This is a genomic window from Blautia aquisgranensis (genome assembly GCF_040096615.1).
Classification (GTDB): domain Bacteria; phylum Bacillota; class Clostridia; order Lachnospirales; family Lachnospiraceae; genus Blautia_A; species Blautia_A aquisgranensis.
Genome location: NZ_JBBMEJ010000027.1, coordinates 1 through 21,127, shown reverse-complemented (window position 1 = coordinate 21,127; position 21,127 = coordinate 1). Strand labels below are relative to the sequence as shown.

Below are 21,127 nucleotides of genomic sequence, written 5' to 3'. Positions count from 1 at the left end.
TCTCTACAACTCTGATACAGAATAACTGCTCTATTATAACTGGATATTTACTCTTAAGCACGATATTATATAAATCAGGGCAAGCCCAACAGACCTGCCCATTTATAAATGCGTTCCTTATTTTATTGCACATAGATTTTCATCAATCCATTTTTGGACTTCATTCACATCATGATTTACAGCTTTTGCAATTTTTTCAACAGGCAGACCCATTTCTGCAAGAGAAAGAGCTGTTTCTTTTTTGGCCTTTAATTCCCCACTTTCCATTCCTTCGCTATAAATTTTTTCCATTTCATGGCACATAAGCGGTGGCCCCTTTCTGTGTCTCTTTCAATTCATGTACCCTTTTCCCGACAATTCATTTACATATTTACAGTTCAGGAAGTAACCAACAATTTTTTACTTCAGCAAATTCATTTTCTGCTTTCTCACCAGTGCATATATTTTTCCATTCTTCTACTTCGGGGCAATGTTGGCCTTCATAAAATGTATTTTCAAAACGATATACCAAGAATGCAAGAGTAGCACATTGCTTTCTAACTTTAATATTTTCTTTAAACTCTTCTTGCGTCGAAATTTGAAAATTGATTCGCGTATATTTTTCTACTAACCTAAGTACTTGTGAAACTCCTTTCATGATTTTGGATGGAAAACGCGAATTTGTTCGGTAAAAAATATTATGTATAATCATCAAGAAATACTCCAATCCGGGTTCTTTTCGTGCTTTAATTAAATTAAACAATTCCAGCAGGGTATTTTCTTTTAATTGCTGATCCATAATTGTTTCCAGACACTTTTCAACTGCCATTGTAGCTGAAAATACCATATCTGATTCAGTTTCATACATTAGTTCCAACATTTCGTTCATAAAGGCTGGAACTTTTTCATCTGCAAGAAACATTGCTTCCACTTCCCATGAATAAATTCCTTCGTCATAGAATTCTTTTAGCAGAGTACATAGTTTTTTTGACTGAACCGGATTAACTCCCTTCCATCCATTTCTGCCAAAAGATGCAATCGCACGAATCATCATTTTCATATGCCATTTTGAAAAAGTAAATTGAAAATCGAATTTGCTTTCTTTCCAATATTTTACCATATCTGAACAACAGCCGATGAACAGTTCCAAAAACCATTCTTTTTCTTTCGCAGACCATTCATCTACATAGTACCTATTCCAAACCGCCAGTTGTTCCCAATATGATATTTCAGTAAAATTCCTGCCTCTTATATCCTCTTTCCATTTTGAAGATACTTTTTCACTGATAAAACTCTTTTTTATTCTTTCTAAGGGATCTATTTCTTCTGGATGTGGCCATTTCATAAATACAAAAAAATAATATTGCTCTAGATCTGGCAACTGCGTATCTTCATTAAGTTTACTCCATAATAATTCTCCAAAGGCAACTTCTTGTTCTTTGGTTAATTTTCCCCATGTATATAACTGCCCCATTCTGGCCAATACGGAGGTTCGATTTATTTTCTGTTGTTTTCCTATATTAAATATTGCTTTAATAATTTTGGGTTCAAGATGAGCTTTTCTATATAATGGATTTGATAATTCATACTCTGTAAACACATCAAAAGGATCAAGCTGTACTACTCCAAGTATATTTTCTCTCTCTTTCATTGAGCAGGTTAATAATGCATTTATTTTAGTTCTTTTAATATAATCTGCGGTTTGATTCATAACAGAGGAAATGAATTTATTTAATAATCTTTGATCTTTCACCGCATTTTCTTCGATCAATCGGATCATCAAGTCTATCATTTTTCCCTGCTGCACAGAATCCAATACGGCACACATTCTTTCTAATATCGGAATTCCGGATGCTACAATAGAGGTATAAACATTTTGATCATACCATGGATCATATTTCTGAAATTTTCCTATATTATTCATTATCGCATTATATACATATTCAAAAAGTTCATCGATTTCTTTTCTATTCTCGGATCGTAAATATTCTCTTGTAATACATTTTTTTACCACATCTGTTTTTCCAAGACGAAGTAAAAGCTGCCATGTATATTGAGGATAGTAAGATAGCAAGCTTTTTACTAAAATATCCTGCTGATTATTCAGTAAACTTTTACTTCGAAGATATAATGGAAATCCACTATATTCAATGCTTTTAAAAACAGAATATGCCTCCCAACAATTGTTCTCAGATCTAACCAAAGTAATGGATTCCCGATTTAACTCAAATTCCGGTTCTGGAGATTCCTTTTTTAACCAGGTTAATGCACCGTCTGTAAACAGAATTTTTTCTTTATCCCAGTTATAATACTTTTTATATTTAGAAATCTCATTATTAATTTCATTGCATTTTTTTCTGGTTTCTTCCTTATATGGATTCATACAAAATAGTAAATGTTCTTTTAAATACAATGCACATACCAGCAGAGACTTCAAATATACGTTTTGGGGGCTGCTCTCTGCTATTTCATTATTATTCTTTTGTATATCGTTGGTAAGTTCTTCTACTGCTTTCAGTGCTTCCTCATTAAGACCACATTCAGTCATTACGCCAATGAATCTTAAGCGTACCTCATAAGGCATTTCTTCTAAAGAGCATGATACCAGTTCTAGCTGAACTTTTTCCAGATCCATTTTGAATAAATTCATAAGAATTTCTTCAAGTTTCAAATAATATTTGCCATCAACTATAAAATTTGTGCAAGGTTTAAGCTGATCACAAATGCTGTTCCACTTTTCTTCATCCATATTTTGTCTATAGTTTTCAAGTAAATATAACCCTACTGTTAACCATTTATTCTTGTTTTTCTCTTTCCAATCCGAGTGAGAATTTAAAGTATCCCATATTTTATATAAGTTATTCTCAATATTTTTATCTAAAGGCAAACAAGATTTTTTATATCTCCTTGTATATTCATAAGCAAAATCCAGTAATTCATTACAGTAGTCAAAATTAGATTCTAATTCTTTTTCGCTACATTGTAAAAGTTCTTTTCCATTGGTATAACTTTTTACCTGTTGCCTGAAATCTGCTGGAACTATAAGCCATCCGGGATACTGCTCAAATTCTTTGGCCCATTGCTTGGTTAACTCTTTTCTTTCTTTTCTACGTTTATTAGAATTTCCCAATAACCCTTCTATCCTTGTATATTTAATATTCCAATTATAATCTTCAGAATATACATTACTCATATTTAGTAAAGGATTTGTATTCTCTTCAATGTTTCTTGAATTAGTATCGTTTTCTAGTTGTTTATTTTTTAAATATACATTTTGATCAATACCATTTTGAAAAGCTTTTGCTTTTGTAGCCTTACAATGTGCATTTAATAATGCTGCCCGATCATATACTGGAATATTATTATTTTCAAAAAACTTTTTTCGATTTTTTACGCTAATTCCCAGTAAAGAATTAGCTTTTCCTTTTTCCGTATTTTGCATGTTTGCAATTCCCACAATACAATTATTATAATCAGCTATGAGACTTCCAGAAAAACCTTCATAATCCATGGCAGCAGAATCTATTGTATCTAAGATCATATTTTTATTAGTTTTTTTTAAAAGATTAGTATTTTTTAATTGTATCCACCTTTTTTCAAAGCCAAAACTTTTACCATATCCAACCATTTGTAATTCGTCAAAAACATCTAGTTCTGCACTAAACAAATAAAGAGGCTGAACATCAATACTCTCTTCGCATCGTAATACAACCAAATCCTCTGAGCTGTCATTGTCCTCAGAAATTACGGTTGCATTGACTGTTTTTTCCTCATCTTTTACAGAGAAGTGTAAAACAGCATTTTTTGCATAAGTTTCAGGTTTTTCAATTAATAGACAATGTTTTACTGTTATTGCGGTTTCTTTATCTATTAAGAACACGGTTCCAATTTCTTCTCCACATTCTATTTGACCTGTATTTTCATCTAATCTATCTCTATCAATCTTCTGCATCTAATTTTCCCAATCCTTTAAGAAATTTAATTTCGTAGTTTTTAATAAGTTCTGTATTATTGCCTGTATTTTTTATTATATTTGCGATTACTGCTTTTCCGGGATGATCAATATATCGCTTTCCATCAGTTGACAGCAAATAATATTTTACCTTTGTATTTTTTATAAATTCCAGGGAAATGTTCTTAGCTGAACCATGATGGGGAAGTTTTATGACATCAAGTATCTTAGGCAATTCATTTTCAAAAAGCTGAATTGGACTATCTCCCGGAAAAAGCATTTTTATATCTTTATAGTCAATCAAAAGTGCAATGGAGGAACAGTTTGTTATTTTAGAATCCATTTCTATGTCTTTATATTCCGCATATTTATCCAACCAATCCAAATCCTCGCTGGAATACGAAATATTTTCCTGTTTAAACTCTATATTTTTTTCATTATTTAATAAAAACCCCTCAAAGGCAGCATCAAACAATGGGTCTCTAGTGATTTCTATATTATTTGAGTTTATTTGTTTTAAATGATAAAGCCATTTTTTACCCATCTTAGTTAATGTTTCGATACCTGGATTTAATATTGTGATTTTTAGATCTCCAAATTGGACAATTTGTCCCTTACTCACTAAATTATTTACAACTGATGTATTCCAACGGTATCCTCCGGCTTGAATGAGCTCTGCGAGATTTTTTCCGTTGGTATAACTTATATTTTGCTTTTTATATTCACATTCAAAATCAATGTCTGTTGAACACATACTTTTTAAAATGATTTTGACTGCAAAGGACATCCCTTGTTCTGCGTTTCGAGACGTAATACATTGATTCAAACTGTTAAACCAGATTTCATCAATCTCTATGATTTTAGGGTTTCTCGAATCCCCGTTCTCTTTCAATAATGCCCTAATTCCACTGATATGATCATCATCTATATGAGTGACTACGATTAAATTTAATCGTTTTCCTTCGGCAGCCAGTTTGAGCAAAAATTTTTTCAAGTACTTTTGATAGGTTTTGGCATAACCTCCATCAATCAACATTCTAAAATCGGAATCTGGAAATTCCAAATATATACAGTCTCCTGAAGCAGCAGGGAGCATCTGTATGGTAACTCCGTTTATTTCCATTGTTCCCCTCCCATTTTTGAAAGGTAGTGTCAAATACTACCTGTTTTTGTTTCAAAATCCTATAAAAACCTTGATTTTTAGGGAAATATATCAATTCATTAAATGAATGCAGTTTATTTTGCAGGTATTCAGTTAAAAATAATTGATCTTTTGTAAAATTTTTTATTGTAAAAGCAGCTATATTACCCTTCTTATGGCAACGAATACGATATTGTTGCAATTTTTTTCAACGGAATGGACTGTGAGTTCATTGGCTGAAACAACTATTTTTTCCAATTCTTCTTCATGTAACGCTTCATTATCTATACTTTTGATTGAATATGGGGCAATGTAAGGACTTTGCAATAAAGATAGAAATTTTTCTTTTTTTGATGATCATATGCATATGTTCTCCTTCTAATTTTGGGCTAGAACTATTTTATTACAATTAGAGCTTGAATTTTAAATACGCAATTTTAACTCTTAAAAATAATACGAAATAAAACAACAAAAATCACAAATTATAGACAAAGAAAGTATTTATTCGAACAGATCTTTTTCCCATATTTGCTCCTTCATCTTTTTTGAAAAAACTAAATATACTGTATTGCAAAAAGGCAAGTCTAATCAGACCTGCCCTTTTATAATGATTTTTCAATTATTTTGTTACACACAAAGTTTCGTCAATCCACTTCTGGACGTCTTTCACATTATGGTTTACAGCTTTTGCGATTTTTTCAACAGGTAATCCCATTTCAGCAAGTGAAAGGGCTGTTTCCTTTTTAGCCTTTAATTCACCGCGCTTTTCGCCGCTTTCCATTCCCTCGCTATAAATTTTCTCCATTTCATGGCACATAAGCTCAACCCCTTTCTGCGTGTCTTTTAATTCATGTACCCTCTTTGCAAGAACTGGACTGTGCATTTCATCCGCATTCTTACAATGCAGATCATGCATAAGTCTCCCAAGTTCTGTGTCTTCCTGTTTTCTGGAATTCACATATATAATATGTGCTTCGTCCTGAAAGCTATCATCGGCTTCTTTGATATGCCTGTCAATATGGTAAATAGGAAAGCCATACCCAAGGATGTCATCCCTGGTAATAAAGATCACATAGCTTTCCGGTAATTCATCAAAATCCTGACCCGGATTTAAAGTGTTCATGTCCATCAAACCACTATGGTAACGTGCCCTCTTAGGTGATGCACCTTCATTATCCTGCTGGATCTCCACGTCAAACTGTTTGCCTTCGGAATCTCTGGCAACACAGTCCATGATTGCGGATCGTCCCTGCAGATTCTTATAATCCTTCTGGATGATCTGATCAATTACTTTCAGATCCTGTTTTTCCATAATGACCTGCAGAACATATTCCAAGCATTCTCTCTGTTTGAAAACATTTCTCATAAATATGTCACTCATGAGTGTAAAATTCTTAATAATACCTTTATATCTTTCGTAACGTACTTCCAATCCGTTCTCTGGCACAATTTTTTCATCTGCCACGTTCGCTGTCACCTCCCTCTTTATTCTTTTTATGTTATGAAGAAATTTTCGAAAAAGCTTTTGTTTATTTTATCTTAGCATCAATGAATGACCTTTACAAGACACTTTTTCCCCGAATTGCATCGGGTGTTTTTTAACCTACCCGTTCCACATAGCATACACTGTTTCCCTTGCACTCAAATTCCGGACAAAGAGACAGCCATAATCTTTCCAGATCATTGATGTTCATGGCGTCCAATTCTGTTTCATCTTCTTCACCATAAATATTTACAAAACCGATCCGATATATGCCATACTCTTTATGTAGGTTTTTTACTACTTTTCTTCCTGCTCTTCGTATATTCATAAGCTCTCTTCTCTCCTCTCTTCTGCTTCCAGCAAAAATGTATTGCAGGTGTAGCTTCCGGAAGCACTGACACCAGCGGCCCCTCCAAGGCTGTCCAGATACTGGCTTCCATTTTTAGATGCAGAAATGTACATATAAAAGTTTGTCAAAACATAGTTTTTATTTTCCAGAACATTCTTATAACTGCTGCTAAGTACAAGCCTTGCTCCAAGTTTTTCTGCTTTTTCTTTTACCAGCATAGCAGTTAAATTTACTGCTTTTCGTATTTCCTGTTCGCTAAGTCCGCTTTGATAATAACGTTCCAAAAACAAAACCAGTTCTTCTGCTTTATTTTCATGTGGTTCGCTTTTGGCAATCACATCAACAAACTCAATCGTCTTCCTTTCATCCGCAACTATAAAAGAACCTTTTGTCAGACGGAGGATTGCACGAAATACAATTTTACTATTGTGTTTGATAAATATAATTTTTTTATTTGCATCAAAACAGGATAACAGACAATCACAATTTGGACCATTCCGATAGGAAATGCAGCTGCGTAGCGGTACTTCTCCTATCTGCATGACCAGAAGCAGGCTGTCCTCTTCCCAGATTTCCCATCCACAATCCACGCGCAGCAGCTTTTCTTTCCAGATTTCTTCTGTATCTCTTTTTATTGGAAAAGCAATTTCCCGTCCCAGATCTCCTTCATGGTATTTCAGCTCCATGAACTTTCCTAATAACTCAGCATTTACGATTCTTCGGATTTCTTCCTTCTTTTTCGGCTGCCTGTTCAGAAAGGAAGTCATGATCTCAGCGCCACCTTCATAAATGAACTTCTGGATATTGGATTTATTTTCCGCGACAAAAGCATCCGAAATATTCAATTCTGTCTTTAAATTCTTCCAGGAAGGATCCTGGGACAGCAGTTTGTCCATCAATGCAGGTAATCCGGAACAGCCATTTAAAAGATTCTGATTATGTAAAAGGAAGTAAACCTGATTATCCTTTGTAAGATCCTTTAAAAGTTCAGTAAAATCCATTAAAAATATCAGAATCCATATGGCTGTTTCATGCCGAAGATCCAGAATGTTTTTAAAATCCTCCTGCATCCATCTGGAAAGCGACTTTTTTGACAAAGCTTCTGCCAAGCACTCAATCTGATTTTCCTCTAATGCATCTGTCAGGCAGTCTCTTTTTATCAACTCACGGATCACCCGAAGACGATCATCACTTTTTGAGTATGCTAAACGATCATACAGGTCTATATAGACTGCTTTTACATTGTACAGGACTTTCAATTCTTCAAATACACGAGGCTTCGAAAACAGTGATTCTTCACTCTTTCTCCAGGGAACTACCATATATTCACAATCCCTTAAATTTTGCTCGTTTAAAGTATTTAGATTCAGGCATCTTTTATAAACCTCTTCATCCAGAATCAACGAACTCCTGTCAAGGTTTATAAGCCAGTCTCCATTCTTTCGCAAAAGTTCCAGGAAATGTTTCTTCCGTTTCGTAATGACATACAGGATAAGCTCTGTCTTTTCCAAAGTGAGCTCATAAAGATCCATATCTGGAAGCGGATTTCCATACAGAGTGTTCACATAGGCTGCCTTTCCGTTTGAAACCTTTTCAAAATCTGCATCTGGACCTGTCAAAAATCTTATCAGCTTCGGGATATCTGCATATAATGATTCGTTCCAAAGCCATAAGTGAAGAAAAGAGGCCTGCCATTCTTTTGGGATCTGAGCAAGAACCACTTCTAATCCATTCCGGATTTCTTTTGGATGCCGGCTCAGTTCTTCCAGCTGTTTCTTATTTAAACTTTCCGTTTCTTCACAAAACTCTGATAAATAATTTACAAGTTCCATCAGATCCTGTTTCAAAAGTAATGCCAATGATTCCTCATCCTTGAGCAGCTCATAAAGAAGCTCCGTTGAAAAAGCCGGATTTATCAAAAGCATGCGTATCTTTATTCCCGCACGGGCAACATCAAACTCACCAATGCAGGTATCAAGACTTGCTACAAGCTGTTTCTTTAACTCTTCTACCGGTTCCAGAAAAGCATAATATTTCAGATAAACATATACAATCCGGTCCGGGATTTCTTTATCTGCCAGTACTTTCTCAATCTTTTCATAGGGAAATTCGGACAGCTTTTCATTTCCCGCACATTCTACGATCATTCTGATGCGGTCTGGTTCTAAAATAGAAAAATCCTTTTTGTTCATTTTTCCTAAAGAGATGAGTATTTCCGGATCGTCCATCAAAGAAGAAATCGTCTCCTCATTTAACCCCTCCATCAGACTGGAAAGTTCCTGCTGATTTACCAGTCTGGCCGCATTCATACAGGAATCTTCCCCTTTCTTTCCTATCAGTTTCAGGGGAATTGCTGCATTTTTCATTTCCCTGTAAATATTCATGTGCTTTAAGATTCTTTCGATCATCACGCTACCTCTGCCCTTTCTATTAATTCAGTAATCTCCGGTAACCCCATGCATTCGTCCTGGTACATATTTTCTGCCAGTTTAAGAAGATATAGAGCTTCCTTTTTTGCCATAAGCTTTTTCACTGTTCCTGCAAAATTATCTTTTAAATACGAGGAAACGATCTTACAGTAGAGCTTTTTATGGCCATATGAATAACGACCATTCTTGTAAAACTCATAAATAGACTGAATCTCCTTATCCGTTTTTCTGTTTTCCCGTAATATCTGATTAAACTGCTGTTTGATGTTTTTTTCTGTTTTCCAGTGATCTATCCGTTTTTTCTGTTCCTTTAGCCATTCTTTCCGTTCCTGATATCTTTTCCGATCCTCTTCTGTCATATATTTCTGATACAGGGTTTCTCTTCGATAAGAATCACTTATAAATGGAAGAAGCAATTTGGAAAGCTCATATGCTTCGGACTGTTCCAGCCAAAGTGCTGTACTTTCCTTTAAAAGTAAGGCCGTCAGGTATTCTGGATAAATATCCGGATATTCATAAAAGAATTTCTTTTCTACCATTGAAAACAGTTCCCGGTGTTCCTTTTTTCCCAGAACTGGCGAAAAAAATTCGCACTCTCTATGTTGGATAGCATAGTATCCCAAGGAGAAAGTTTCCTTTAAAATCCTCCAGGGGCTTAAGAATTCGCATCCATCCATTCCAATCTCATTGATCAGAAATTTCAGCATAGGATAGGAATGCTCATTACAAAGACCCTTTATTTCACTTTTTAAATATCCTGCCATAAATTCCCATTTCTTTTCCAAATCTGGCTCTTCATTTTTATAATCCTTTACAAACTCTTCCAGATACTTTTTTCCATCCAAAATCCCATGCAGGATCAGCCGGTTGAAAACCGCGTAAAGTTCCGGCTCACTCTTTTTCCAGAAAACATCCTGGTATCTACTTCCTGTAAAGTTTTCATAACGTTCCAGATACTTCAGCAAACTTTTCGTACTGTATGTTTTGCCTTTCAGAGTATCTGTAACACACGCTTCAAATTCTTCCGAAGAGAGTTCTTTTACCAGAGGATCCCATTTTTCTTCTGTCAGATCAATGTAATGCCACTCTTCCGGTTCATTACTTCTAAATGGAAACAGCGTAAGAAACGTTTTTACATTTTCCACCCTGAACGTTTCATTCATGCATTTTTCCAGCCGTTCTTTACCGTCGATACGGACAGAAAGTTTCCCATATGTTCTTAAAATCCGTGAACAAAGTACATAAGCCTCTTCTGGATATGTCTCTTTTCCAGGCAAAAATGCCTCTAATACATTCAGACCAATTTTTTCTGCTGTCAACCCGGAAAGGCTTATCCGATCGGGTCTCTCTACAAAATACATCAGTACAAAATTTAAAAAAGCGGTCTCTTTGTCGGAATATCCAAACATACGCATACGTTTTTCCAAAACGGCATCCGCGTTTTTAGCATTTGTGCCTGTTAACTTTACCAGCAGTTTCAGGATATCCAGATCCTTTTTGCGATACCCTTTAAGCTTTGTCATTACTTTGCCTACCATCCACACGAAAAGATTCCATTCAGTAAATACGGATATCTTCCGGTTCTTTGAAAAGCTGTCAGCAAGTTTCTGTTTTATGCCTTCCCACAGTGTTTCATCAGCCGGAAGGATGGACATGGCAAACAACATTTCTTCTGCTCGCTCAAATGGATACGCATGCATGGCCTGTTTCCACCGATTCTTTTCCTTTTCCTCACAGATATAACTGATACTGATCAAAAACAGGTCTTTCTCTCCAAGAATCTGTTTCATCTTTTTCCAAAACAGGTTCTTTTGAGTTCCATTGAACATACAGGTCTCCTGTAAAGGCATCATCCTCGCCAGGGCAAGTCCGAGGGCACGGTATGTCCGCTTTGTCCAGGTCAGATCTTCTCCAATACGCTCCAGGACTTCTCCCGGATAGTGCAGTCCATAAGCGGTTTCCATGTCTACTTTCGGCTTTTCCAGAAACATATCATTTTCTTTTAATTGCATATAAATTTTATATTTTTCCTCATTAGATGACAGCTTATAGATCAGGTTCGTCATCTGCCGGTACAGGGTAATATCAAGCCATTCTTCATAAATCTTCCATTCCATCCAATTTCCTCCTGTTTTCCCATATAAAAAGGGGACTGTTCGCCAGTCCCCCAAAATTGTTCTTATGCTGCCAGGATAATCTTCTTTTTCCGGCTTGCATAAGTGATCGCCATTGTAGAATGTTCCATGCCTCGCTGTTTCTGGTATTGCTTTACATCTGCATAATTTGCAAACGAAAGGATCTTACCATTTTCCTCTAACAAGTTATCTTCCATATTTTCACTCTCGCAGGAAGCCAGCGTCCAGTTTACATGGCAGATATAACAGGTCATGCCTGCAAATCCCAGATACTTATGTACATACTCTTCCGCTGCCTCAGCACTCGGAAAATAACGTGCATACTCCAGGGAACGGCAAACGATCCGGCCTTTGTACCATCCGGCAAAATACCGGTCCTTTTTCAGTTCAAGTACATACCCTGTCAGATAAATCTTCTGTAAAGCATTTTCTTCCTCGTCCATCATATCAAGAAGCTGTTCCGCATAGATTTTTTTCCATTTTAATGTGTTCTTCTTTATTATTTTACGCAGCATTATCTTTTTCCTCCTCAGTTCCCACAATGAGTTTTTCTACCATTCTGTACAAGTTCTGGAAATTTCCAGCCTGTCTGCGGCGTGTCATGCAGTCCTGTTCAAATGCCCGGATCACAGCAGAAGTTCTTGCAAACAGTGTGAAGATTTCCTCATCTTTCAGCTGTATGGTAACCTCTTTTTCTTTCCGGTAGCTGTCTTTTTTACAATACTGCCCGCCATTGGCATTATGCATCGCTATACCGGTGCCATTCTGTATCCTGACAACCCACGGATAATTTAAAACTTCTCCTTTGTTGTTGCGAACCTTCCTCTGTATGGAAAATACTGTAACTCTTCCCGTGTTGGAATTTTTATCCTCGCAAAAGATCTTTTGCTGGAAGAATTTAAATTCCTGTACATTATTCCATATACGGGAATACACGTATTTTATGATTTCCGGACTCAGATTTGCATAAACGCTGATGCTGTCTTCTTTGCTGTAGTCAACCATAACAGCCCGGATCCTGGAATAATCGCTGGCAAAGTCTTCGTGAAGATGCCAGAAATCCTTTGGTTCTGCCATCCGCAAAAAGCTATTAAATTCCAGTAACGTATTCTGTGTCTTATGAACACAGATCTGCTTTGATACATCCGTATTCTGTTCTTTTTCTTTCCTGTTTTTCCTGTTCATCCTTACCTCCTGATAAAACGCAGCAGTTTCTTTGTCAGAAGAGCCGGAAGCTGTTCAAGATCCGTAATATCCAGAAAAGATTCCTCATAAATTTCCTGAATTGCTTCCTTGTCGCTTCCGATCGCAGCCGCCTGAAAGAATACTCCCTGCTGCAGCAGCTTTTTCCGAATCTTCTGAAGGTCCCTTTTTGCCCCTGTGCCTCCATACTGGTTTGCATTAGGTGCACCATCACTGATCACAAACAGCAGTTTCTGCTTTTCCGGTCGTTCCAAAAGACGGCTGCCAGCATACCACAATGCAGTTCCATCCCGGTTGCTTCCATAAGGCTGCATACCAGCGATCCGGAACCGATCCTTTTCATCCGTTTCAAAATCTGCGCAGCAATGCAGATACACCGTTTCGTCTTTCAGGTTCTCATGCCGGTATCCATCTGTATGATGTCCGCACACCAAAACCGGTATTTCTGATTCCATACAAAAATCATACAGGCAAAGTGCTGCAAGAATGGCATGATCCATCCGTTCCCCACACATGGAAAAAGAATTATCGACCAGCACAGCCACACAGATATCCAGCTTTTTTCCTGGCTGTTGTTTCTTAAATACTGCCCCAGACGGTGCAGCTATGTTTCGAAGATCTACCCGACGTCCAAGAAAAAGCTTATGTTCCGTGCGTTCTTTCTGATTTTTCAATATAGGAAGCAGTTTCAGGCGAAGTCTCTTTTTTACCTGTTCAAGCTGCCCCTCATACTTTTCTGTCAGTAATTTTAAAAAATCTGATATCTCGGTCTTACGGCAAAGTTTTTTCTGTACCAGGTCATGGCCTTCTTCAAACGGTATCTCCATCAATTCCTTTTGAAGATGTTCGAAAATTTCTTTCTGTATCTTTTCATCAAGCGTCTCTTTCGCCATTTCATAAAGGATTTTTTGTAAGGCATTATCACTGGATGCTTCCGTTTCTGAGGCAGGGATGCCACATTCATTCTGTTTGTCTTCGAAGCCACCAGACTCCCTGACACATTTCGGAAGATTTTCACACAGCTGCTGCAGAAATTTCTGAAGCTCTGCAGTGCGCCCGTTTTCAGGGTCTTCCGTTTCCTGATCCTTTCCGTTTCTTTCTGTTTTGTCTTCTGTTTCCGACTCCTGTTCCGTATCCTCTTTTCTGATCTTATCTTCATTTTGCTCAGTCTGTGACCCTGTGTTACCCTGCTTTTCTTCCTCCGGTTCTTCTTCGGATTCATTCGGGTTTTCCTCTTGCCCTTCACGCTCTTCCTGTTCTGGCTTTTGCTCTTCATTTTCTGTACTGTTCTTCTCTATTTCATCTATGATTTCCGCAAAATATTTCCAGATCATCAGAAGGATATGGTTGGTGGCAAGATATCTCTCCATGTCATCTGCTGCCTTTCCCGCTTCATCAATGACCGGCATAAGCAGTTTTAGTGTATCAATAAGCTCGTAATCCGCCCATCCCAGGCATTGACCCTTGAAGACAAGGCATACTGTGCACACAGGTTCATAAGAATAGATAACCTGTCTTTCTCCGTTTCCAGCATTTCCCTAAGTGTTGGAAGCCATTCCACATTTCGGTCACGATTCATAAGGATTCCCCTGCGGATGCTTCCCGGAAAAAGGGCGCACATCTTCTCTTCTATGTACATATCATTCAAAAGATTGCTGAGATAAGATGCTGTCTGCAGAAAGATAGAAAGGATTGCTTTATCTTTTCTTTCAAAGTAGACATTCATCGCATCCAATGCCTCTTTTTCCTGTGCATTTTCCGGTACTGGCTCCTTTGGATACCAGCTACCATTTAACATATGCTCGGCATACCTTTTTCTAAGTGCAGAATCCGTATACCGGTAATGTCCGCATTCATGTCCCAGAATCCCGATCAGGCTGTCACTTTTTAATTCCAGTGTCAGAAAACTTGACGTAATCTGGTTTCCAAGATTTACGGCAACTGTTTCTCCCTGATTCCATCCTGCAATCCCCGAATTTTTATCATCGTATAACCGTAATGTAGTCAACTTTCCACCCGTGATTTCATGCCCGATCGAGGTCAAAAGATCACGATACTGCGGCGTATGAAATACTTTTTCCGGTGTCAGTTTTTCTTTCTCTGCACACATCCGTTTCCGGTATAAAGCCTTTTTCATTCGTTTCCTCCATCCGTTTTTAATCCACATCACAATGAGGAAGAAGAAAGATGCGTTCCATAGTTCCCTGTTCTTCCCTGTCCATGGATGCTTTGCTGAGCAGTGCTGTCCATGCTGACCTCCTGAGATCATTGGAAACCATGTAACTTAACACCCAGTTTTCCAATTCCCGGTATCCGCATACGCCATCCGTAATGTCCTGTTCAATCAAATATTCATGGATCTTGCAGACCGTGGCAGCCATAAAGGACAGAAGTTCTTTGTTTTTAAACCCGGTTCTTTTCATTGCCCTTTTTGCCATTTCCTCTTCTGTCAGGGCTTCCTTTGGCTGAATCAGGTTCATTCGGGAAAGAACTGACTGGTTGAAGTTCTGACAGCCAACATAATCCAGATTAGTGGTCATGATCACAATCGTATCCGGATTTCTCCGTATCTGTTCTCCATTTACCAGATCGGTTACAGCTCCATCGTCAAACAGGGAGTTTAATCTCGTAAGTGTCCCAGGTTTTTCAATCATGGCCGGCTCCTGAATTTCAATCACAGATGGTTCCCTGCATGCCTTTACGATTTCTGACTCTTTTAATAGGAAGTCTTTTTCATTTTTCGACTTTTCATAGCCTTTTTCATAAACTGCTTTCAGGATCTCCTGAAAAGCTTTTTCCCGGCTGATCCCCTCTTCATAAATGCCATTTACCGTTGCAAGAGCTGAAGCCGGATCCATTTCAATGTCTTCCAGACGTGGCAATTCCATTTCCAGATGCGCTGTTCCTCCCATATTTGGTACGGTGGTCGCTAAAAGTTCCAGTTCATCCGTTCCGGGTCCACAGGTGAACACATAATATGGAAGCCCTAAAATCTGGGCGATCATTCTGGCATCCGTTGTCTTTCCAGTACCGGCATCGCCTGTCATCATAAACAGCCTTGCCGGTGTCTTATCCACCATCTGCAGGATTTCTTCAGCTTCCTTACTTACCAGATAGTCTTCTGGAAGCGAAGGGATCCTTTCTTTTGTCCTTTCATTTACATCCCATCTGCCAGAGTAGATCTGTTTTAATTCAAAAAGTGTTCTTTTTGTCTTCTCATTTACAGGCAAAAGCACATGAAACTTTCCATAGATTTCATCGTTTGGTGCATATACCCCGGCCGCAATTTTATATTCCGGAAGCACATCCTCCAGTTCCTCTGCACGGAACTGGCTCTTTTCCAGCGGGACCGCCTGCTGCGGATTTGCTATTACTTCGCAGTACATGGCATCGCAACAGATAAATGCCGCCCTCAGTGCAGCTTCCATGTCTTCCCATTCCTTTTTTTCCTGTTCTTCAAGTATGTAGAAATTTTTTTGGAACTCTTCGTTAAATAAAGGATTATCCGGGACCAGATTGGCATAAGCCAAAAGGGCCAGGTACTGCTCGCCTGTGTTTTTGCCCTCCCGGATTCCCGGAAGCTTCTCGTTTTTTTCTTCTGTCTTTAAAATCCCACTGAAACGTCCGTTTTTCGAATTATAAGTCATTACATACTTTCCCTGATTTCCAGGATATTCCATGCAGAAATAATTTATGGCATCCCTGCCCCTTTGTATACCGGCAGCACCAGAGTCTTTTTCTTTCCGGATCTGAATCAGTGTCAGAAGAGCATGTAACGTAGGCCCATGAAGGCGGGAGACTTTTCCCTGCTTCCTGATATTTCGCATGGAACAATCCGCTTCATCATAGCTGATCCGTTTTTTCCCTGCTTTTTCCAACATCATCCGAAATGGGTCCGGAATGGGTTCTTTCATAATCCATGGTGCATAAAAACAAAGATCTGGCATTTTGTTCCCTCCTCTTTCATTATGTAATTTTCTGCATACGAAGGAAAGAAACAGGCAGAGCATTGGATTTTTCCAACGTCTGCCTGTCATTCATTCTTTATGCGCTCTTTTCCTGTTCCAGGATTGCTTCATATATTTTTCGGATACGGTACCCAAACATGGTGTTTCGCCGGCTGATGTAATCCGTCCGGATAGCCTGTGCGATTGCACGTTTGCTTCCCACAATTATAAACCTTTCTCTGGCTCTTGTTACTGCTGTATAGAAAATGTTTCTGCGAAGCATCCACCGGAAACATGGAAGCATTGGAAGGATTGCCATCGGATATTCACTGCCCTGAGCCTTATGTACCGTAATCGCATATGCCAGTGTCAGCGGCCAATAGTCTTCCTCCTGATATTCCATGACCCGGCCATCCCCAAAATCTACACGCATGACCATTTTTTGATCTTTCCGAAAAATCCCTATGACTTCTCCAATGTCGCCATTTGCTACTTCATCGTTGTTTTTTGTCTGCATGACCCGGTCACCTTCCCGGTAAGTATTCCTGCCATTTGTGATTTCCGGATAACCGAAACGCTTTGGATTCGCAATGTCACGCAATACCAGATTCAATGCATCCGTACCTGCTTCCGTATCTTTTCGAAGCGGTGACATCACCTGCACTTCTTCCAGAGAACCGTTTCTCTGCAGTACTTCTTTCCGATAGATTTTCTGTATCTTTCGCGAAGCCTCCTCCGGTGTGGAAGCCGGAATAAACTGAAAGGTATCATCAAACACCAGATCCAGCTGATTCTTATTGATCTTAATGGCATTCTGGCTGATGGTGGAATTCCCTTCCTGTCGGAAACATTCATCTAAGACAGTTACCGGAAATACGCCGGAATCAATGATCTCCTGAAATACTTTTCCAGGCCCTACGGATTCGATCTGATCTTTATCACCCACCAGGACCAGTCTGGCACCGGATTTAATACTGGAAAACAGTTTATCCGCCAGATACATATCGACCATGCTGAACTCATCTGCTATGATCAGGTCATCTGGAATTGGCTGCTCGTTCTTCCATTCTTCCTCTCCAGCTTCTCCAGTAAGCCCTATGGATTTATGGATCGTCAGAGCTGGATACTCTGTACATTCCCGCATTCGCCTTCTGGCGATGCCTGTAGGTGCACATAAAAGGATCACCGCATTTTTATCCAATGCTTCCTGTACAGCAATGATGAAACGGATCACCGTAGTCTTTCCTCTGCCGGGTCCTCCTGTAATGATGGATACCGGGTTTTCAAAGACATTTTTTACTGCCACCTGCTGTTTCGCATTCAAAATAATATCCTGTTCTTTCTGGATCTTTCTTAAAATACGGTCAACATTTACAGCCATTCCCGTCTGCATATGGAGCCTGACTAATGCGGCAGCAGCTCCCAGTTCGGCCTGGAAGCTTTTGCGTGTATAAAACCCTCCATCGTGGCAGACCAGGCTTCCATCTGTATGGATCATATCATTGCCTGTATCCCGGATTGCCCGTTCAGAGACCGGTGAAACATCTTTGTTGTGATTTAAAAGTTTTTCGACACGTTCTATAATGTCCTCTCTTTTTAAATACAAATGTCCTTCGCCTTCTGCTTCTGACATAATATGCAAAATAGCAGCCTTAATGCGAAGGGGATCATCTGCACGGAAATGTTTTGCCTTTACTGCAATCTGGTCAACAGTCAGAAATCCAAATCCATGAACCTCACAGAGCCGGAAAGGCTCCTCTTTCACGATCATAACTGCAGCAGGACCAAATTTCTCCTGTATTTTTGAAACTTTTGCAGGAGTCACCCCAAAAGGGGACAAATACATCATCAGTTCCCGAATGGAACTGCTTTTTTGATATCCTTCCAGAATATCATCTAAGCGTTTCTGCGTAATTCCTTTTACCTGAAGGAGTTTCTCCGGGCTGTCATTAAAAACATTCAGTGTGTCTTCCCCAAACGTTTCCACGATGCGGGCTGCCATTGCCGGTCCGATCCCTTTGATCAGGGATGACGACAAATAAGTCCGAATACCTTCTTTTGTGGTTGGCATGGTTACTGAAAAATTGCTCACACTATACTGCATTCCATATTTTGTGGGTTTCCAGTCTCCCGTCAGTTCCACATCCAGGCCTTCGTTTGTCGGAAGTTCGGTGCCAAATGCCTGAAATATTCCATAATTTCCATTCTTTTGTTTTTTTACTTCCTCCGGTAAATCTTCATTGGTCATGTAGGAAGCTACCGTATATCCACTTCCTGCATTATAATAGATCTGCCGGATGGCTTTACAGCAAATGCTCATGTTCCAGCTCCTCTCTACCATGAGATCCAGAGATAATTATTGCATCCCATACTGGTGATGAAACCATCCTTCTTTAGTTTTTCCCGGATCACCTCTGTCTGTCCAAAAGGATAACCTTTTAAAATTCCAATCCTTCGATATTTCCTTTTTCCAATGGAAATACTGCAGATTCCTTCCCTGTTTACTGAAAAACGGTTTCGATTTTCAGATTCCAGAGTTTTCCGAATCGCCTGGATCAGCTCAAAGCCTTCCTTTTCGTACCATATGGCAGCCTGTGCCCTGCATCTTGCCTGCTTCTCCTGATTATCGAAATTTACCGTTTCCGATCCCTTCTCATGATTTTTCGGTAAATCCTCGGTCTTTTCAGTATCTGCATGTACTTTACGGGCATCTGCATGGTTTTTTTGCTGCTTATTGTCATCATCATTCTCATTCGTTTCCTCCTTATCCTTTTTCATAATAAATTTTTCATAGAAAAACAATCCTGCTGCAACCGGAATGACTAATGAAAGGGACTGTATGATCACTGCCAGAAATACCGGCCATAAAAATGGTGATACTAACAGACCAAAAATTCCAGTTATCACGCACAGCTTTTTATGTGCATACAACCATTTGTTCATTTCCTCCATCATAAGCATTTTCTCCTATGATCTGCTCAGTCAAAATCCAGTTTTTCATCATCTGTTTCCATGTACCGGTCATCAATATCCTGACTACGCTCCCGGCTTCTTGCCGAAGTTCCTCTGGATCTTGTCCCGCCAGAATTTGATCTCCGTCTGTCATCCGATGCATCTGTCCTGGTATTGCTTCTGTATCTTCCACCTTCACGTTCCCTGTCATAGTCACGGTCATCCATTTCTGCTGCTCTTTCACTTCTGGTGCTTCTGGAAGCTGAACGCTGGTTTTCTGCACGGTCAGAACGGTTTCGATTAGAAGATGCCCTCGTTTCTCTTTCCGGTTCTTCCCGCTCGTCATTTCCAGATTCTAAAGCTTTCTTACTTTCTGCAAAAGAAATCTCTTCAATCATAAGCCGCATGCCGTAGACATTTTCACCAGCCCGATTCTTGTAGTTGTCATTCTGCATACGACCTTCTACCAGAATCTTGATACCCTTAAACAGATATTTTTCCGCGAACTCTGCTTTTCGGCCAAAAGCCGTACAGCTGAAGAAATCTGCTTCCGGATCTCCTCTTCGTACAAATTTCCGGTTTACCGCCAAGCGAAAGTTTGCGATGGCAAGTTCTCCATTCTCTGTCTGTGTGTAGCGTAAATCAGGCTCATTTACTACTCGTCCCATCATGATTGATTTGTTCATAATTGTCCTCCCATAACTTTATAAAGTTTTCCAGTTTCATTCCAGATGTTCCCGCATACATTTGACTAATGCTCCCATACCATTTTTTCGGATCTCGCGGGCAGCAGAGTCAGCCGTACATAAATTTTTTGCCATCTCCAGTGATTCTTCTCCCGGATGTGTTGCAAACAATACCGGTATCAGATAAAACAGAGATTTTTTGACCAGCATATCATATGCCATCTTAAAAGATTCAGGCGAAGTTTCTTTTCCATCTGGATTACATACGATCTGCCATACTCCTGGATATTCGATAATCCATTCAAGAAGGTGCACGACCTCCTTTTCCATCTTTTTTCGTTTCATAACGCCCTCCTTGCATTCTGAGTTTCCTTGTGTTTTTTATGATCCTCCTTTCCTTATTTGCTGATCTGTACTTGTTGTCTGCCATATTTTTGCAACAAAAAAAGGCCATTTAGAAATTTTCATTCTAAATGACCTTATTTATTACAAAGGCAGGAGGCTTTTGGCTCCTTAATGTTTTACTCCCGGTCAGATCCGGAACCAGCGTTTCTTATCTGTGTCTACAGATACAAATACAAATCTCACAATCATATTAACACAAGATATTGTTGGCGTCAATCGCACTTTTGCTATATTTTGTATTTTCGATTTTCAAAGATTTAATCAACTTCTCTTATTACTTATGGAAATGTAATTTTACCATTTTTATTTATACGAATCTTAAATGTACCACCAAACATTTTATTGTTATTTTTTTTATCTCTACAGTAAAAATATCCAATTGCGGTATCTCCTCCCTCTCTTCGATTAAATTATTCTTTTGTCATCTGATTTTAATTTCTATTTTTCCTTCCACTGGGCTATATAA

The 21,127-nt window shown here is 38.8% G+C and carries 16 protein-coding genes; all 16 read right to left on the bottom strand.

The genetic code is table 11. The features are described 5' to 3' along the window. Nucleotides 1-117 precede the first annotated feature (117 nt). The 16 genes from WMO28_RS15565 to WMO28_RS15490 all read right to left on the bottom strand — a co-directional run bounded on the left by WMO28_RS15565 (nt 118) and on the right by WMO28_RS15490 (nt 20,601). Nucleotides 118-303 carry a hypothetical protein gene (locus tag WMO28_RS15565; RefSeq protein WP_055066285.1) on the bottom strand — a complete coding sequence of 62 codons (186 nt, stop codon included), beginning with the start codon at nt 301-303 and terminating at the stop codon, nt 118-120. A 67-nt stretch (nt 304-370) separates the two neighbouring features. Beyond that, nucleotides 371-3,931 carry a trypsin-like peptidase domain-containing protein gene (locus WMO28_RS15560; RefSeq protein WP_349057576.1) on the bottom strand — a complete coding sequence of 1,187 codons (3,561 nt, stop codon included), beginning with the start codon at nt 3,929-3,931 and terminating at the stop codon, nt 371-373. Next, a complete protein-coding gene (locus WMO28_RS15555; RefSeq protein ID WP_055056799.1) occupies nt 3,918-5,054 on the bottom strand; it encodes an MBL fold metallo-hydrolase in 1,137 nt (378 codons plus the stop codon). The genes WMO28_RS15560 and WMO28_RS15555 overlap by 14 nt, the downstream gene beginning before the upstream one ends. A gap of 637 nt (nt 5,055-5,691) precedes the next feature. Next, on the bottom strand, nt 5,692-6,453 hold the full coding sequence (locus WMO28_RS15550; RefSeq protein WP_005422984.1) for an Rpn family recombination-promoting nuclease/putative transposase: 762 nt from the start codon (nt 6,451-6,453) through the stop codon (nt 5,692-5,694). 217 nt (nt 6,454-6,670) lie between these two features. Next, nucleotides 6,671-6,883 (bottom strand): hypothetical protein, encoded by a 213-nt coding sequence (locus WMO28_RS15545; RefSeq protein WP_005422985.1) that lies wholly within the window; start codon nt 6,881-6,883, stop codon nt 6,671-6,673. Then, a complete protein-coding gene (locus tag WMO28_RS15540) occupies nt 6,880-9,312 on the bottom strand; it encodes a hypothetical protein (protein WP_349057575.1) in 2,433 nt (810 codons plus the stop codon). Before WMO28_RS15540 ends, WMO28_RS15545 begins: the two co-directional genes overlap by 4 nt. Then, complete coding sequence (locus tag WMO28_RS15535) at nt 9,312-11,450, bottom strand: hypothetical protein (RefSeq protein WP_349057574.1); 2,139 nt, start codon at nt 11,448-11,450, stop codon at nt 9,312-9,314. The genes WMO28_RS15540 and WMO28_RS15535 overlap by 1 nt, the downstream gene beginning before the upstream one ends. Before the next feature lie 62 nt (nt 11,451-11,512). After that, a complete protein-coding gene (locus tag WMO28_RS15530; RefSeq protein WP_005422991.1) occupies nt 11,513-11,983 on the bottom strand; it encodes a hypothetical protein in 471 nt (156 codons plus the stop codon). Further along, the gene (locus tag WMO28_RS15525) at nt 11,973-12,653 is read right to left on the bottom strand and encodes a hypothetical protein (RefSeq protein ID WP_005422993.1); all 681 of its coding nucleotides are present in this window, start codon (nt 12,651-12,653) and stop codon (nt 11,973-11,975) included. The genes WMO28_RS15530 and WMO28_RS15525 overlap by 11 nt, the downstream gene beginning before the upstream one ends. 2 nt (nt 12,654-12,655) lie before the next feature. After that, nucleotides 12,656-14,041, bottom strand: a complete 1,386-nt coding sequence (locus WMO28_RS15520; protein ID WP_349057573.1) for a cobaltochelatase CobT-related protein — start codon at nt 14,039-14,041, stop codon at nt 12,656-12,658. A gap of 47 nt (nt 14,042-14,088) precedes the next feature. Then, on the bottom strand, nt 14,089-14,808 hold the full coding sequence (locus WMO28_RS15515; protein WP_349057572.1) for a hypothetical protein: 720 nt from the start codon (nt 14,806-14,808) through the stop codon (nt 14,089-14,091). Between the two features lie 19 nt (nt 14,809-14,827). After that, the gene (locus WMO28_RS15510) at nt 14,828-16,618 is read right to left on the bottom strand and encodes a P-loop NTPase family protein (RefSeq protein WP_227190716.1); all 1,791 of its coding nucleotides are present in this window, start codon (nt 16,616-16,618) and stop codon (nt 14,828-14,830) included. A 97-nt stretch (nt 16,619-16,715) separates the two neighbouring features. Further along, nucleotides 16,716-18,938 (bottom strand): SF1B family DNA helicase RecD2, encoded by a 2,223-nt coding sequence (gene recD2 / locus WMO28_RS15505; RefSeq protein ID WP_179963058.1) that lies wholly within the window; start codon nt 18,936-18,938, stop codon nt 16,716-16,718. A 14-nt stretch (nt 18,939-18,952) separates the two neighbouring features. Then, nucleotides 18,953-19,573: a hypothetical protein gene (locus WMO28_RS15500; RefSeq protein WP_349057571.1), complete on the bottom strand. Its 621-nt coding sequence runs from the start codon at nt 19,571-19,573 to the stop codon at nt 18,953-18,955. A gap of 23 nt (nt 19,574-19,596) precedes the next feature. Then, nucleotides 19,597-20,256, bottom strand: a complete 660-nt coding sequence (locus tag WMO28_RS15495; RefSeq protein ID WP_070102282.1) for a single-stranded DNA-binding protein — start codon at nt 20,254-20,256, stop codon at nt 19,597-19,599. 36 nt (nt 20,257-20,292) lie between these two features. After that, complete coding sequence (locus WMO28_RS15490) at nt 20,293-20,601, bottom strand: hypothetical protein (RefSeq protein WP_015525087.1); 309 nt, start codon at nt 20,599-20,601, stop codon at nt 20,293-20,295. Between the last annotated feature and the right edge of the window lie 526 nt (nt 20,602-21,127).

Coding starts and splice junctions, on each gene's coding strand:
- WMO28_RS15490 (WP_015525087.1), bottom strand. CDS start 20,601: ATGAAACGAAAAAAGATGGAAAAGGAGGTCGTGCACCTTCTTGAATGG.
- WMO28_RS15565 (WP_055066285.1), bottom strand. CDS start 303: ATGTGCCATGAAATGGAAAAAATTTATAGCGAAGGAATGGAAAGTGGG.
- WMO28_RS15550 (WP_005422984.1), bottom strand. CDS start 6,453: ATGAGTGACATATTTATGAGAAATGTTTTCAAACAGAGAGAATGCTTG.
- WMO28_RS15530 (WP_005422991.1), bottom strand. CDS start 11,983: ATGCTGCGTAAAATAATAAAGAAGAACACATTAAAATGGAAAAAAATC.
- WMO28_RS15545 (WP_005422985.1), bottom strand. CDS start 6,883: ATGAATATACGAAGAGCAGGAAGAAAAGTAGTAAAAAACCTACATAAA.
- WMO28_RS15515 (WP_349057572.1), bottom strand. CDS start 14,808: ATGAAAAAGGCTTTATACCGGAAACGGATGTGTGCAGAGAAAGAAAAA.
- WMO28_RS15500 (WP_349057571.1), bottom strand. CDS start 19,573: ATGATGGAGGAAATGAACAAATGGTTGTATGCACATAAAAAGCTGTGC.
- WMO28_RS15520 (WP_349057573.1), bottom strand. CDS start 14,041: ATGGAGAGATATCTTGCCACCAACCATATCCTTCTGATGATCTGGAAA.
- WMO28_RS15555 (WP_055056799.1), bottom strand. CDS start 5,054: ATGGAAATAAACGGAGTTACCATACAGATGCTCCCTGCTGCTTCAGGA.
- WMO28_RS15495 (WP_070102282.1), bottom strand. CDS start 20,256: ATGAACAAATCAATCATGATGGGACGAGTAGTAAATGAGCCTGATTTA.
- WMO28_RS15540 (WP_349057575.1), bottom strand. CDS start 9,312: ATGATCGAAAGAATCTTAAAGCACATGAATATTTACAGGGAAATGAAA.
- recD2 (WP_179963058.1), bottom strand. CDS start 18,938: ATGAGCATTTGCTGTAAAGCCATCCGGCAGATCTATTATAATGCAGGA.
- WMO28_RS15535 (WP_349057574.1), bottom strand. CDS start 11,450: ATGGAATGGAAGATTTATGAAGAATGGCTTGATATTACCCTGTACCGG.
- WMO28_RS15510 (WP_227190716.1), bottom strand. CDS start 16,618: ATGCCAGATCTTTGTTTTTATGCACCATGGATTATGAAAGAACCCATT.
- WMO28_RS15560 (WP_349057576.1), bottom strand. CDS start 3,931: ATGCAGAAGATTGATAGAGATAGATTAGATGAAAATACAGGTCAAATA.
- WMO28_RS15525 (WP_005422993.1), bottom strand. CDS start 12,653: ATGAACAGGAAAAACAGGAAAGAAAAAGAACAGAATACGGATGTATCA.